The 13,706-nt window shown below is 73.2% G+C and carries 12 protein-coding genes; 7 read left to right on the top strand and 5 right to left on the bottom strand.

Translation table 11 applies throughout. The features are described 5' to 3' along the window. Window positions 1-14 precede the first annotated feature (14 nt). Window positions 15-1,262, top strand: coding sequence for a hypothetical protein (locus BJ958_RS23885; protein ID WP_179729302.1), 1,248 nt, complete (start codon window positions 15-17; stop codon window positions 1,260-1,262). 6 nt (window positions 1,263-1,268) lie between these two features. On the opposite strand, the gene BJ958_RS23880 is transcribed toward BJ958_RS23885, so the two are convergent. Then, on the bottom strand, window positions 1,269-1,850 hold the full coding sequence (locus BJ958_RS23880) for a dienelactone hydrolase family protein (RefSeq protein WP_179729301.1): 582 nt from the start codon (window positions 1,848-1,850) through the stop codon (window positions 1,269-1,271). Between the two features lie 128 nt (window positions 1,851-1,978). On the opposite strand from BJ958_RS23880, the gene BJ958_RS23875 reads away from it, so the two are divergent. After that, window positions 1,979-3,679 carry a sigma-70 family RNA polymerase sigma factor gene (locus tag BJ958_RS23875; protein WP_179729300.1) on the top strand — a complete coding sequence of 567 codons (1,701 nt, stop codon included), beginning with the start codon at window positions 1,979-1,981 and terminating at the stop codon, window positions 3,677-3,679. 35 nt (window positions 3,680-3,714) lie between these two features. Here the strand turns inward: BJ958_RS23875 and BJ958_RS23870 are convergent, their stop codons facing one another. Together BJ958_RS23870 and BJ958_RS23865 are read right to left on the bottom strand one after the other, a co-directional pair. After that, entirely contained in the window at window positions 3,715-5,424 is a 1,710-nt protein-coding gene (locus BJ958_RS23870) for a Tad domain-containing protein (protein WP_179729299.1), read from the bottom strand. 230 nt (window positions 5,425-5,654) lie between these two features. Then, window positions 5,655-6,845: a saccharopine dehydrogenase family protein gene (locus tag BJ958_RS23865; RefSeq protein WP_179729298.1), complete on the bottom strand. Its 1,191-nt coding sequence runs from the start codon at window positions 6,843-6,845 to the stop codon at window positions 5,655-5,657. 67 nt (window positions 6,846-6,912) lie between these two features. Between BJ958_RS23865 and BJ958_RS23860 the strand changes: the two genes are divergently transcribed. The 5 genes from BJ958_RS23860 to BJ958_RS23840 all read left to right on the top strand — a co-directional run bounded on the left by BJ958_RS23860 (window position 6,913) and on the right by BJ958_RS23840 (window position 11,235). Continuing rightward, window positions 6,913-7,431: a sigma-70 family RNA polymerase sigma factor gene (locus BJ958_RS23860; protein ID WP_179729297.1), complete on the top strand. Its 519-nt coding sequence runs from the start codon at window positions 6,913-6,915 to the stop codon at window positions 7,429-7,431. Further along, complete coding sequence (locus BJ958_RS23855) at window positions 7,428-9,443, top strand: beta-propeller domain-containing protein (RefSeq protein WP_179729296.1); 2,016 nt, start codon at window positions 7,428-7,430, stop codon at window positions 9,441-9,443. The genes BJ958_RS23860 and BJ958_RS23855 overlap by 4 nt, the downstream gene beginning before the upstream one ends. 124 nt (window positions 9,444-9,567) lie before the next feature. Next, window positions 9,568-9,834: a DUF2277 domain-containing protein gene (locus BJ958_RS23850; RefSeq protein ID WP_179729295.1), complete on the top strand. Its 267-nt coding sequence runs from the start codon at window positions 9,568-9,570 to the stop codon at window positions 9,832-9,834. After that, window positions 9,812-10,372 carry a methyltransferase domain-containing protein gene (locus BJ958_RS23845; RefSeq protein ID WP_179729294.1) on the top strand — a complete coding sequence of 187 codons (561 nt, stop codon included), beginning with the start codon at window positions 9,812-9,814 and terminating at the stop codon, window positions 10,370-10,372. The genes BJ958_RS23850 and BJ958_RS23845 overlap by 23 nt, the downstream gene beginning before the upstream one ends. After that, the gene (locus tag BJ958_RS23840) at window positions 10,369-11,235 is read left to right on the top strand and encodes an NAD-dependent protein deacetylase (protein WP_179729293.1); all 867 of its coding nucleotides are present in this window, start codon (window positions 10,369-10,371) and stop codon (window positions 11,233-11,235) included. Before BJ958_RS23845 ends, BJ958_RS23840 begins: the two co-directional genes overlap by 4 nt. On the opposite strand, the gene BJ958_RS23835 is transcribed toward BJ958_RS23840, so the two are convergent. Both BJ958_RS23835 and BJ958_RS23830 read right to left on the bottom strand, forming a co-directional pair. Further along, window positions 11,220-12,320 (bottom strand): alpha/beta hydrolase, encoded by a 1,101-nt coding sequence (locus BJ958_RS23835; RefSeq protein ID WP_179729292.1) that lies wholly within the window; start codon window positions 12,318-12,320, stop codon window positions 11,220-11,222. The two genes, BJ958_RS23840 and BJ958_RS23835, sit on opposite strands and share 16 nt — an antisense overlap. Continuing rightward, window positions 12,317-13,573, bottom strand: a complete 1,257-nt coding sequence (locus BJ958_RS23830) for an MFS transporter (RefSeq protein ID WP_179729291.1) — start codon at window positions 13,571-13,573, stop codon at window positions 12,317-12,319. The genes BJ958_RS23835 and BJ958_RS23830 overlap by 4 nt, the downstream gene beginning before the upstream one ends. Between the last annotated feature and the right edge of the window lie 133 nt (window positions 13,574-13,706).

The following is a 13,706-nucleotide window of genomic DNA, read 5'->3' as shown; positions in this document are numbered from 1 at the left end:
AGCCCATTCGTCAGATGCGTGGTGAGAACCCCAGCCGGTACGCCGAGCTGTCGCGCGCCGAGCTCGCGATCCTCGTCCCCGAGCTGCTGCTCATGGGCCAGCTGATCGACCGCTCCGGCATGGCGTGGTGCATCGCGGCCTTCGGGCGCGAGGAGATGCTGCAGGTCGCGATCGAGGAGTGGGCGGCCGCCTCGCCCGTCTACACGCGGCGGATGCAGCGGGCGCTGGGCTACGCGCCCGACGTACCGGGTCAGGGCGACGTCGTCACCATCTTCAAGGGGCTGCAGCTCGACATCGGCGCTCCCCCGCAGTTCATGGACTTCCGCTACACCGTGCACGACCCGTGGCACGGCGAGTTCCGGCTCGACCACTGCGGCGCGCTGATGGACGTGGAGCCGATGGGCCCCGACTACGTGAGGGGGATGTGCCACGACATCGAGGACCCGACCTTCGACGCCACCGCCATCGCGACCAACCCGCACGCCCAGGTCCGGCCGATCCACCGGCCGCCGCGGGTGCCTGCCGACCGGAGCCCGCACTGCGCCTGGACGGTGACAATCGACCCCGCCCACCCCGAGCCGGCTGCGGTCCCGGCGCTGGCCGTCAACGAGCGCTCCCGTGCCGCGCTGCTCGAGCTCGCACCGATCGACGCCGCGGACGAGGGACTCGCCGACTATGCCGGCCCGCTGCTGTCGGACGTCGACTTCGCCGCGTTCTCGCACTCCGCACTGGTCCGGATCGCCGACGAGGTCTGCCTGCAGATGCACCTGCTGGACCGGGCGTTCGCCCTCGCCGTCGCCGAGCGCGTCGAGACCGAGGCGGAGCTGACCAGGCTGCGCCGCAAGCAGCTGATCGGCATCGCCGGCATCGGGGCCGAGCGGATCGCGCGCGCCCTCGACCTGCCCCGCGACCCGTTCGGTGCGCTCCGCACGACCTGGCTGCACCCGCTGCTCAACCCGGCGGCGTACGTGTCGGCCGCTGCGTCGCCCGCAGGGATCACGGTGACCCCGGGGCCCGCCGACGAGGACGCGGCCTGGGTGTCGCTGTGCGGGCCCGACTGGCCCGACGCGCTGCGTGCCATCGCCGGTGCCGTCGCTCCCCACCTCGACGCCCGGGTCACTGCGGCGCCCGACGGGTGGCGGGTCGAGGTGGTCGAGGGCGAGGAGCGGCCCGAGGCCGAGGAGGTCGCGGTGACCCGGTTCAGCACGGGCGCGTCGTTCGTGTTCGAGCCGCGGCGGTCGATCCCGATCACCCCGGTCTGAGAGACCTCACCCCAGCCGGGCGAGGAACTCCACCGACCGCTCCAGCACCATCTCGGCCGCCGCCGCGTCGTACGTCGGCAGCGAGCTGTCCGTGAACAGGTGTCCCTCGGCGGGGTACAGGAACAGCTCGGCCAGGTCGGGTCCCGCGGCCTCGACCAGGCCCTGCGCCGCGGGCAGGTCCTCGGCGAAGAACTCGTCGCCCTCGGCGCCGTGCACCTGCACGGGTACGCCGGCCGGCCACGGGCCGAAGGCCCACTCACCCGTGACGGGGATGCAGGACTCGTAGAGCAGGGCGCCGCGCGCGCCGGGCCGGGTCTGGGCCAGCCGCTGGGCGGCGGCCTCGCCGACGGAGAAGCCGGCGTACACGAGCTCGCCCGGGAGGGCGTCGACGGCGCGGTCGGCGCGCGCGTCGAGATCGTCGCCGAGCTCGCGGATCAGCGCCAGGCCGGCGTCGAGGCTGGCGGGGAGGGTGCCGTCGAACAGGTCGGGGGTGTGCACGACGTGTCCGGCGGAGCGCAGCGAGTCTGCGAACCGGCGCACTCCGTCGGTGAGTCCGCGGGCGTGGTGGAACAGGACGACCTCGGCCATCTCTTCTCCTGGCGATCGATGGGGGAACCCCCAGCACGCTAGCCGCGACCTCGGACAATCCGGTTCCCGAAAAACTGCAAGGTCGCAATCCGCAGGCGCTCACACCCCTGTGTCCCTACGATCACGCCATGACTGTCTCGGGCCCGCCCGCGGACGACGCGACCCTGGTCGCGGGCGTCCTCGCCGGCGACCGGCAGGCCTTCGCCGGTGTCTACGAGCGGTACGCCGACCGGTTGCACGACTTCGCGTACTCGATGCTCCGCAACCGCGAGGAGGCGGCGGACTGCGTGGCGGACTCGTTCGTGCTCATGGCCGAGAAGGTCGGCCAGCTGCGCGATCCCTCGCGGCTGCGGCCGTGGCTGTACTCCGTGGTGCGCAACGAGTGCCTGCGCACGCTGCGCGGCCGGGCCCGGGAGGCCCACGACGACGAGTGGCTCGAAGCCATGCCTGACCTCGGCAGCGGGCCCGAGCAGCAGGTGACCGACGCCGCCGTCCAGGACGAGCTGCGCGAGCTGGTCTGGGCGGCGATCGAGGGGCTCAACGACCGCGACCGCGCGCTCCTCGACCTGCACCTGCGCCAGGGGCTCGACGGCGGCGAGCTCGCGGCCGCGATGGACGTGACCCCGCAGAACTCCTACGTGATGCTCAGCCGCGCCCGCGACCAGGTCGAGCGCTCGCTCGGGGCGCTGCTCGTCGCGCGCCGCGGCAGCGAGCTGTGCGGAGAGCTCTCCGGCATCCTCGGCGACTGGGACGGCCGCTTCTCGCCGCTGATCCGCAAGCGGGTCGCCCGCCACATCGACGGCTGCGAGACGTGCGAGACCCGCCGCAGGCTGATGGTCAGCCCGCTGGCCCTGCTCGCCGGCGTCCCCGCCTTCGCCGCACCCGCCGCGCTGCGCGACCGGGTCCTGGAGGACGAGCGGCTGGTCGCCTACTACGTCGACGACCCGGTCCTGCCGGCCGGAGGAGTCGCCGGAAGCGGTACGACGAAGCGCGTGCTGCTCGTCGTCGGCCTCGTCGTGCTGCTGCTCGGCCTCGGTGGCGCCGCCGGGCTCGCCTGGTGGCCGGACGGCGACGAGCCGGCGGTCGCGACCGACCCGGCGACGAGCAGCTCGCTCCCGACCACCCAGGCGACCCAGGCGGCCGAGCCGACGGCGACCCCGACGACCGCCGTACCCGCGGACCCCGCGCCCACGGACGCGACCGGGGCGACGCCGACCGAGCCGACCAGCGCCACCACCGAGGCGACCCTGGCCGCGCCGGGCGACCTGCGCGTGTCGACCCGGAGCCTGCGCCTGGGCACGAAGCAGAAGGGCTCCGTGCAGCTGCGCAACGCCGGCGGCACCGCCCTCGACTACACCGTGAGGTCCCGCGCAGCGTGGCTCTCGGTGTCGCGGTCGGAGGGCTCGCTCGACCCGGGTGCAGGCTCCGGCCTGACGATCACCGCTGACCGCGCCGCCCTCGGCGAGGGCAGCAGCACCGGCACCGTCGCGGTCTCCTGGTCGGGGGGAACGGTCCTGGTCTCGGTCCAGGTCGGTGTGGACAACCCGCCGGTCGTCGGTGCGATCCAGGTCGGCGGTCCCAGCGACTGCTCGGGCCGCACCATCACCGCGACCGCCACCGACACGACCCTCCAGTCGGTCCGCGTCGCGTGGAGCGGCCCGAGCGGCAACGGCCAGAAGGCGATGACCGCGTCCGGGGGCGGCTGGACCGCGAGCATCGGACCGTTCCCGATCGGCGGCACCGTCACCGCGACGGTCACCGCCGTCGACCGGGCCGGGCACACCACGACCCGCTCGACGAGCTTCGACGTCGACCCCTGCCCGGGCTGAACCGGCGCCGGCAGCCCGGCAGCCCGGCAGCCCGGTCAGCCCGCCAGTCGGGGTGTCCCGCAGTCGACCGGCGACACCGCGGTCACCGTGCCACCGGCGACGTCGGCCCCGAGCGCGGTGAGCAGCGGCCCGAGGAGCCACTTGTCGAGGCCGTTCTTGAGCGGGTTGACGATGCCCTGGAGGACCAGGTCGACGACCCACTGCAACAGGCTCGGGATGCCGAGGAAGGCCAGGAGGTCCGAGAGCGGGCCCAGGCCGCCGAGCAGCTTGAGGCTGTTGACCGACAAGAACAGGTCGGGGACGCCGAGGCCGCCCTGGCGGATCGGCACGCTGACGTCGTAGTTGTCGTCCACGATGTCGAGCTGGGTGCTGCGCACGGGTCGGTTCGGGTTGGCGCCGCTGCTCAACGCCACGGTGCCGCTGACGACCTCGATGCCGTTCCAGCCGGGGATGCCGAGGCTGAGCAGGGAGACGCTCATCTTGGGCGAGGTCGGGTCGTCGGCGCGCTGGCCGAGGCGTACGTCGACGCCGAGCAGCCCGCTGTCGACGAGCATCTTGATCCGCTTGCCGGTGGGCAGGCACTCGACGGCGGTGACCGTGGCACTGGCGTCGGCGAGGGTGAGCCGGATCGTGATCGGGACCCGTACGGCGATCACGCCGAGGTCGAGCGCGAGGGCGTCGCCGGCCAGCGTGACCTCGACCTGCGAGCTGCGCGCGGTCGGGCAGTCCACGACCGGCTTCTGCCCCACCTTCACGCTCGCCTTGAGGTCGACCAGGCTGGTGCCGCCGGGCCCGATCGGCAGCGGCAGCTTGACCGCGAGCGGCAGCTTGATGACGTTGGTGCCGTTGGCGAGGGCCAGGGAACCGGCGACGAGGTCGAACAGGTTCAGGTCGAGGTTCGCCGCGGCGTCGTCGGCGGTGGCGAGGCGGACCAGGTCCGACAGCTTGATCCCGACGGCGGGCAGGTTCGCCTGGACGCCGTTGTAGACGTTGCGCAGCAGGTCGACCTCGGCCAGCCGGCCGCTCTGCCGCTCCAGCACCTTGACCGCCGCGAGCATCAGCTCGGACAGACCGACCGAGACGCCGGCGGCCTGGGTGAACGACGCCGCCGAGATGTCGGCGCTGACGAGCGGGTCCAGCTCGTCGATCAGGTCGAGCAGGTTGAGGTCCACCCCCGCCAGTCCGGCCTTCGGATCGAGCACCTTGAGCGCGAGGTCGGAGCCGAGCAGCTTGCCGAGCAGCGGGTTGAGCAGCCAGGACTGCTTCGTGTCGAGCTGGGCGGCGTACGAGCTCACCTGCAGGCAGGCGTTGGGCCGCGCGGCAGCGACCGCGGTCCGGACCGAGCCGCCCTCGTTCACGCCGGTGATCCCGCCGAAGGCGAAGCCCACGGACGAGTGGGCGCTCACCCGTACGCCGCCCGGGACCTCGCTCGACGCGGCGGAGCGCCAGGCGCCGTCGACCAGGACGACCAGCTCCCACTCCACGTCCTGCGGCGCGACCTCGCCGCCGACGAGGTCGCTGTTGCGCCGCAGGCTGGCGGCCTCGGCGGCGTCGATCGCGGCCCGGTCGGAAGCGGCGTACTCCCCCGCCTTCTTGCCGGTCAGCTCCCGCGACAGGTCGAGCGCGACCACGTCGACGACGGCCTGCAGGTCGCGGCGCAGCACCCGCTGCATGCCGAGATCGACCGCGAACGCCGAGGAGACGAGGGCGACCGCGAGCACCACCGCGACGATCACGGCGGTCACGCCCCGCTCCGATCCGTGCGACGTCGGGCATGACGGGGTACGACGCATGCTGGCGCGCGCCATCGACGGGCCTCCTCCCACAAGGCCCGCGCGGTCGTCGTACCCCCTGCGCCGCCGCGCGGACATCTCCCCGGGCACTCACGCGCCCGGGGAGAGGGTAGCGAAGCGGTCGCTTGACCCACTAGTGGCGCAGCGCCGGGAGCTGCTCCCGGCGCCTGTGCCCGAACGCCTCAGCGACGCTCGAAGGTGATCCCCGCCCGCTCCAACCGGCCGAGCAGCGCATCCCCCATCGCCGTGGCGGTGGTGACCTGCCCGGAGACGTTCGGGTTGTCGTCGAGGGCCAGGCACAGCGCCGACTCGGCCAGCATCTTCGCGGTCTCGGTGTAGCCCGGGTCGCCGCCGGAGACCCGGGTCCGCACCTTCGCGCCCGCGGTCTCGGCGACGAAGTCGACGGTGAACCAGGACTTCTCGCGCCGGCTCGGCGAGGGGCCCTCGCCCTGCGGGACCCGCTTGAGGAGGGCGTTGCGCAGCGGCGGCACCTGGGCGGCCAGGGTGAGGCCGGTGACGCCGACCGCGCCGCCGGCGGCGTAGCGCAGGGTCTTGGTGCCGGCGAAGTGCGAGTAGCTGAAGTCGGGACCGTACGACGGCAGGTGGGCGCCGCTGCGGGCCACGACGAACGGGTCGATGGTGGGCAGCGGCAGCAGCCAGTAGCCGAGGTCGTGGTCGCGGCGCGGTCGTCCGGCGACGGCACGGGACCGACGGCCCTCGGGACGCGGCTCGAGGCGGCGGCGGGCCGTCGAGGCCTCCTTCATCTGCCGGGCGCGGGAGAAGGCAGTGAGGGCCGAGTGGAAGGTGCCGCCGGAGAAGCCGGCCCCCGCGCGGACGACGCCGCGCATGGAGACCGGCGTCGTGATCTCGCCGCCGACCTCCTTGGCCAGCTCCTTGATCGTGAAGTACGCGCCGAGGTCGTGCGGGATCGAGTCGAAGCCGCACGAGTGCACCAGCCGGGCGCCCGAGCCCTCGGCGGCCGCGTTGTGCTCGACGTAGGTGCGGTCGACGAACTCCGGCTCGCCGGTCAGGTCGACGTAGTCGGTGCCGGCGTTGGCGCAGGCCGCGACGAGCGGACCGCCGAACTCGACGTACGGACCGACGGTGGTCGCCACGACCTTGGTCGTCGCCACGACCTCGGCCAGTGCGTCCGCGTCCGCGGCGTCGGCGACCAGCAGCGGCAGGTCGGCGAGAGCCGGGTTCGCGGCGGCGAGGTGGTCACGGACCGACTCGAGCTTGCGCTCGTTGCGACCGGCCAGCGCCCAGCGCAGACCGGCGGGCGCGTGCGCGGCGAGGTAGTCGGCGGTGAGTCCCCCGGTGAAGCCGGTGGCTCCGAACAGGACGACGTCGTACGGGCGCGTGCTGTCAGCCATGCCCCCACTCTTCCATCCGCCGCGAACCCGATGGAACCCTCTCGCCCCCTGCGCCCGTCATAGGCACGTGGAACCCGACACCGAGGCGACGTACGCCGACTACGTCCGGCGGAGCTGGCCGAGCCTGGTCCGCGCCGCCGTGTTCCTCGGCGCCCGCCCGCACGAGGCCGAGGACCTCGCCCAGACCACGCTGGTGCGCTGCTACACCGGCTGGGGCAGGGTCAGCAGCGCGGAGAACCGCGACGCGTACGTCTACCGGATGCTGCTCAACTGCCTGCGCGACGTGCGGCGCACCCGCTGGTGGAAGGACCGGCAGCACGACGTCGCGCTGGACGGGCCGCGCACCGCGGAGCCCGACGCCACCGACCGGGTGGCGGTCGCCGACGCGGTGCACCGAGCCCTCGGCGGCCTGAGCAAGCCCAACCGCGAGGTGGTCGTGCTGCGGTACTTCGTGCAGCTCACCGAGCGCCAGACAGCCGAGGTCCTCGGCATCCCCGCGGGCACGGTGAAGAGCCGGCTCTCCCGCGCGCTGGCCCACCTCGCCGCCGACGACCACCTCCTCGACCTCACCGGAGGCACCAGGTGACCGACCTCGAACGACTCTGGGACGACTACCCCGCCGGCCCCGCACCGGTGGGCGCGATCCTCTCCGCTGCTGGCTCCGCTCCTCGCCGGCGGTTGCTGGTGCGTCCGCTGACGACCGCCGCTGCGGTGACCGCACTGGCCGGTGCCTTCGTCGCCGGCACGATCGTCGACGGTGGTGGCCCGGGCGGCTCGGGCGGCTCGGGTGGTCCGGTCGCGGGCCCGCACCGGCTGCCGCGGCACGTCGCGTTCCAGGCCGACCTGGAACCGGCCACGTCGTGCGACGACCTGCGGGCGTCGTACGTCGACCGGGCACTTCAGGTCGTCGGGCCGTGGGGCTGGGCTGGCCCGATCGCGTACGCCGCGGACGGCGACTTCCTGCGCAAGCAGGCCTCTGGGCCGGAGGTGGCGGACTCGGCCGCCTCGGCCGCCTCGGGCGCCGCCCGGACGCCGCAGACCGAGCGCCGGACCAGCAGCGAGACCGGCACCAACGTGCAGGAGGCCGGCGTCGACGAGCCCGACACGGTCAAGACCGACGGCAGGGTCATGGTCGTCGTACGCCACGAGCGCCTCGACGTCTACGACGTCTCCGGCCCCTCGACGGCGAAGGTCTCCTCGCTCCTCCTCCCCCGCATCGACGACCCCGAGGTCCTGCTGGCCGGGGACACGGTGGTCGCCCTGGGCCGGGACGCGGCCAGCACCCCCGACGCGCCCGGCACCCGGGTGCTGACGGTGTCGCTCGCCGACCCGGGCGACCCGGAGGTCGTCGACGACGTCAGCTACGACGCCGCCCAGGCCTCCGCCCGCCAGCACGGCGACACGGTCCGCCTGGTGCTGGCCAGCGGACTGCCGGACCTCGACTTCGTGCAGCCGACCGGCAAGCGCAGCGAGGACGAGGCCCTCGCCCACAACCGAGAGGCGGTCGAGGACAGCACCCTCGAGGACTGGCTCCCGACCGTCACCGCCGGCGACGCCAAGCCCCGTCAGCTGCTCGACTGCCGCGACGTCGCGCTCGCGCCCGACGAGGTCGCCCTCGGCACCACCAGCGTCGTCGGCTTCGACGCCGCCAGGGCCGACCGGCTCGACGCGATCGGGCTGGACGGCCTCACCGACATCGCCTACGAGTCGGCCGACCACCTCTACCTCGCCAGCTCCGGCGCGGGCCCGTGGGGCTGCATCGACTGGTGCGGCGACGTCGTGAACGGGACGCCCCGGTTCGTCCCCGGCGGGCTCGGCGGCTCGTCGTACCTCTTCGACTTCGCGCTCGACGGCACCCGCGCCACCCACGTCGCCTCCGGCGAGGTCGAGGGCGCCATCCGCGACCGGTGGTCCCTCGACGAGGCCGGCGGCGTGCTCCGGGTCGCCGTCGGCCCCACCAGCGAGACCGGCAACTTCAGCTCGGTGCTGACCCTCGCCCGGGACGGCACGGACCTCGTCGAGCGCGGCCGCCTCGACGGCCTGGGCCGCAACGAGGAGATCCAGTCGGTGCGCTGGTTCGACGACCTCGCGATCGTGGTGACCTTCCGGCGCAGGGACCCGCTGTACGCCGTCGACCTCACCGACACCGCCTCCCCGCGCCTGCTCGGCGCACTGAAGATCCCCGGCTTCTCGTCGTACCTGCACCCGCTGGGCCGGGCCCGCCTGATCGGCGTCGGCGAGGGCCCCGGCCCCGACGGCTGGGGCGCGCAGGTCGGCCTGTTCGACGTACGCGACACCACCCGGATCTCCCGCCTCGACGTGCTGCCCTACGGCGGCAACACCTCCGCGCTCGCCGGCACCGACCCGCGCGCCTTCACCTGGCTGCCCGGCCGGCGCACCGTGCTCACCGTGGTCGAGAAGTGGGGCAGCCGCCGGATCGGCTACCTGTCGGTGCTCAAGCTGGCCGGCGGCAAGCTGCACGAGCGGCGGATCAAGGTGGAGTACGGCGACGACGTCGACCGGGTGCGCACCGTGCCGATGCCCGACGGCCGGGTCGTGCTCGTCACCGGCGAGGACGCGCAGTTCCTGGAGCTGTGATCCCCGGGCGGTCGGGGCTGGGTTTGCGTCGGGCCACTCCCGGCGCTGGTCAGGGCCCCACACAGCAGCGAACCACGTGTTGCAACCGGGAGCCGGCCGCCCCACCCCGGCGTACGGTGGAGCCATGTGCCGCAACATCCGCCCGCTCAACAACTTCGAGCCTCCGGCGACCCGCGACGAGGTGACCGCGGCGGCGCTGCAGTTCGTCCGCAAGGTCAGCGGTACGACGAAGCCCAGCCAGGCCAACCAGGCGGCCTTCGACCAGGCCGTCGCGGAGATCGCCCACATCACCCAGCACCTCCTCGACGACCTGGTGACGACGGCGCCGCCGAAGAACCGGGAGGTCGAGGCCGAGAAGGCGCGTGCGCGTGCCCGGCTCCGCTACGGCTGATCGCCGCATCGACGACGCGTTCGCGGCGGTGCCGCGTGAACGCTTCCTCCCGCCCGACCAGAGGCGGTACGCCGACGCGGACCGCGCCCTGCCGCTGGGGTACGCCGTCACGAACTCCCAGCCGACCACCGTCCGTCACATGCTCACGCTGCTCGGCGTCGAGCCCGGGGACCGGATCCTCGACGTGGGGTGCGGGTCGGGGTGGTCGACGGCGCTGCTCGCCCACCTGACCGGACCGACCGGGCTCGTGGTCGGTGTCGAGCTGGTGCCGCAGGTGCTGGCGATGGCGCTCGGCAACCTCCGCCCGCGCCCGGCGAACATCCGGCTGCACCTCGCCGACCCCGCGGTGCTCGGCTGGCCCGCGGAGGCGCCGTACGACCGGGTGCTGGTGTCCGCCGACGCCGCCACCTTGCCCAACGCCCTGGTCCGCCAGGTCCGCCCGGGCGGGGTGCTGGTCGGTCCGGTCGCGGGCGAGATGCTGCGGGTGGAGCGGCACGGGCGCTACGTCTTCGTGCCGCTGCGTACCCTTGAGCGGTGACGCTCGTCGGCCAACGCGACCCTGCGCTCGAGCGCTGCGCGTCCGGACCGCTGGTCGTCCTCACCGGCGCCGGGCTGTCGACCGACTCCGGGATCCCTGACTATCGCGGCCCCGGTGCGCCCGCGCGGATGCCGATGACCTACCAGGAGTTCGTGTCCGGGCCGGCTGCACAGCAGCGGTACTGGGCGCGCAGCCACCTCGGCTGGTCGCGGATGCGCCGCGCCGAGCCCAACGCCGGCCACCGCGCCGTCGCCGCCCTCGGCGCCGACCTCGTGGTCACCCAGAACGTCGACGGCCTCCACGAGGCTGCCGGCACTCGTGACCTCGTCGCCCTGCACGGCCGGATCGCCGACGTGGTCTGCCTGACCTGCCGCCGCACGACGCCCCGGGCCGCGCTCCAGCAGCGGCTCGAGGACGCCAACCCGGGCTGGGCGGCCCGGCACGCCGACGTCGCGGTCCGCCCCGACGGGGACGTCGACCTCGAGGAGACCACCGACTTCGTGGTCCCCGCGTGCGTGGACTGCGGCGGCCCGCTCAAGCCGGACGTCGTGTTCTTCGGCGAGAACGTCCCGAAGCCACGGGTCGAGCGCTGCTACGCCGCGGTCGAGGCACTCGACGCGACCGGCGGCACGCTGCTGGTCGCCGGCTCCAGCCTGACCGTCATGAGCGGGCTCCGGTTCGTGCGACGAGCCGCGCAGCACGGCATCGACGTCGTCATCGTCAACCGCGGCACCACCCGCGGTGACGACCTCGCCACCCACAAGGTCGAGGCCGGGGTCAGCGAGTGGCTGACGGCACTGGCCGCGGCTCGAGCCGCGGCCAGCGCCGCCGACCGGTTCGCAGGAACTCAGCCGATCCCCTGACCCGCGAGCCACCGGAAGGTCTCCGCGTAGAAGTCGGGCGCCACGGTGTTCATGTTGACCGAGTGCCCTGCTCCCTGCACGACGTACGAGGTGTACGACGTGCCCTCGGCGTAGTAGCCGTGCTCGCGCGCCGGCTGTGGATCCGTGTTGCAGTCCCGGGTTGTCGGGCACCAGATCAGGTCGTGCTGCCCGAGCGCGTACAGGACCGGCGCAGTGATCGCACGCGTGATCGCCGGGTCGTAGGAGTCGAGGGTGATCCCGGTCAGCTCGGTCGGCGACAGCGTGTCCTTGAGCCGCTCCTCGGTCTCGGCGATCGCTGGGTCGACCTCGCCGGGCTCGATGAACGTCCGCAGCCGGTTGCCCGGCACGGTCGTCAGGTACCCGGCCGGGAGGGTGAGTCCCGGGAACTTCGGGTCCAGCAGAGCCGGGTAGAACTTGTCGGCCACCTGCGCGATGCCGGTGGCAGCGAAGTCGTGGCCGACACCAGTCACGATCACCGCGTCGACGTCGTGGTACGCCGCGGCCTCGCGTTGCGCCGTCAGACCGCCCATCGAGTGTCCGTTCAGCACGACGGTCTCGAACGCCGGGCCCACTGCGCCCTCGCGCAGGTACTGCACGAGCTGGTGCGTGACGTAGGCCGCGACGCGGAAGTCCAGGGTCAACGGGTTCGGGTGGTCGCTGCGGCCGTACCCGAGCCGGTCGACGTTGAGGGTGACGAAGCCGGCTCGTGTGGCAGCACGGACGTAGGAGTAGCGCTCTGGCTGGAAGGGCCAGTCCCAGTAATTGTGGTTGTAGGTGCCGCCGTGGATCAGCACCTGCACGGGTGTCGATGCGTCGACGGCTCCCTGTGAGCACAGCTCGCCGTAGACCTGGAGTACCCGGGTCGCCCCGGCGAACTGGCGGACAGGGAAGCTCAGGGCCGTGCAGTCGGCACCGCTGGGCGAGTCCGCCGGCCCGAGCACCGCGACGTCGCCGGCGAGCGGCTCGGCGCCGCCGGTGTCGGCACCGGCCGGCGCGCCGCCGACCGCGACCAGAGAGGTGGCGACGGCGAGGCCGAGCGCCGCAAGCCGGCGCAGCCCGCTCATCGGCCCACCCGGTCGGCCGCGACGACGTCGGCGACCGACGTGTCACCGGCGTTGCGCCTCGGGACGGCGAGACAGGCCAGGCCGCCGAGGACCGCGATCGCACCGAAGAACCCGAACACCCACACGTTGCCGAGCCCGCTGGACAGCAGGACGCCGCCGATCGTCGGGCCCGTCACGGCGCCGAGCCGGCCGACACCCGTGGTCAGGCCGAGCGCCGTGCCGCGCACCTCGCTCGAGAAGTACGTCGCGACGTACCCGAACACGATCATCTGCGTGCCGATCGAGCCGATGCCGGCGGCGATCGTCGCGACGGCCATGACACCCGTCGCAGGGGCCGCGGCCATGACCAGCACCGCGCCGGTCGCCACAGCGAAGCAGATCGGGGCGATGAGGCGGGCGCCGTACCGGTCCGCGAGCGCGGAGCCGCCGATGCCACCGACCACCGCACCGAGGTTGAGCAACAGCTGGAAGGCCAGCGCCGACCCGAGGCCGTAGTCGGCCTTGCGCATCAGCTCGGGGAGCCAGGTGTTGAGGCCGAACACCAGGAGGAAGCCGGCAAAGTTGGCGATCCCGAACAGCACCAGGGAGACGACGGCTCGTCCGGCGGTGAGCTGGCGCAGGGGCGAGTCGCCCGTGCCGGAGCTGTCGTCGCGGCGGGTCGGCGCGGTCTCCGGGATGAAGCGCCAGGCGAGAGGCACGACCGTCACGAGGGCGATGCCTCCGAAGGCCCACAGTCCGCGGAACCCGATGTCGTCGAGGAACACCAGGGCGGCGAGCGCGGCCAGCACCCCGCCGACGGAGAAGCCGGCGAGCATCATCGCGTTGAGACGTTGCCGCTCGTGCGGCCGGGCGACCTCGACGACCAGTGCGATGGCCACCGGCGCGACGCCGCCGAAGCCGAGCCCGGCCACGAAGCGGAGAGCGCCGAGAACGCCTGGGTTGGGCGCCACGGCGATGAAGAGCATCGCGGTGGAGTAGAGGACCAAGCATCCCAGCAGCACCTTGCGCCGACCGAGCCGGTCGGTGAGCGGCCCGGAGGCCAGGGCGCCGAAGAGCATGCCGAGGAGGGCGTAGCTGCCGAGCGCTCCTACCTCGGCCGGGGTCAGCGACCACTCCTCGTAGGCGAGCAGGGACGGCACCGTCGACCCGTAGCTGATCAGGTCGTAGCCATCGAAGACGATGGCGGCGAAGCAGATGGCGACCACCAGGTAGCGGTTGGTCGGGGTGGCTGCGGCGCGCGCAGAGGACGTCATGCGGATCTCCCATCAGAGGTGGAGGCGATGTGGCCTGCGCCACACCTTGTTCCGTTCTGACGTTGATGTCAAGATCTCGACATTGTTGTTGCCTTTTCGTCTTGGATGCCTTTATCGTGACTTTCATGTCAAC

It is taken from the genome of Nocardioides kongjuensis, assembly GCF_013409625.1.
GTDB classification, from domain to species: domain Bacteria; phylum Actinomycetota; class Actinomycetes; order Propionibacteriales; family Nocardioidaceae; genus Nocardioides; species Nocardioides kongjuensis.
The sequence above is the reverse complement of the archived record's forward strand: the minus strand, read 5'-3'. Positions and strand labels throughout refer to the sequence as shown.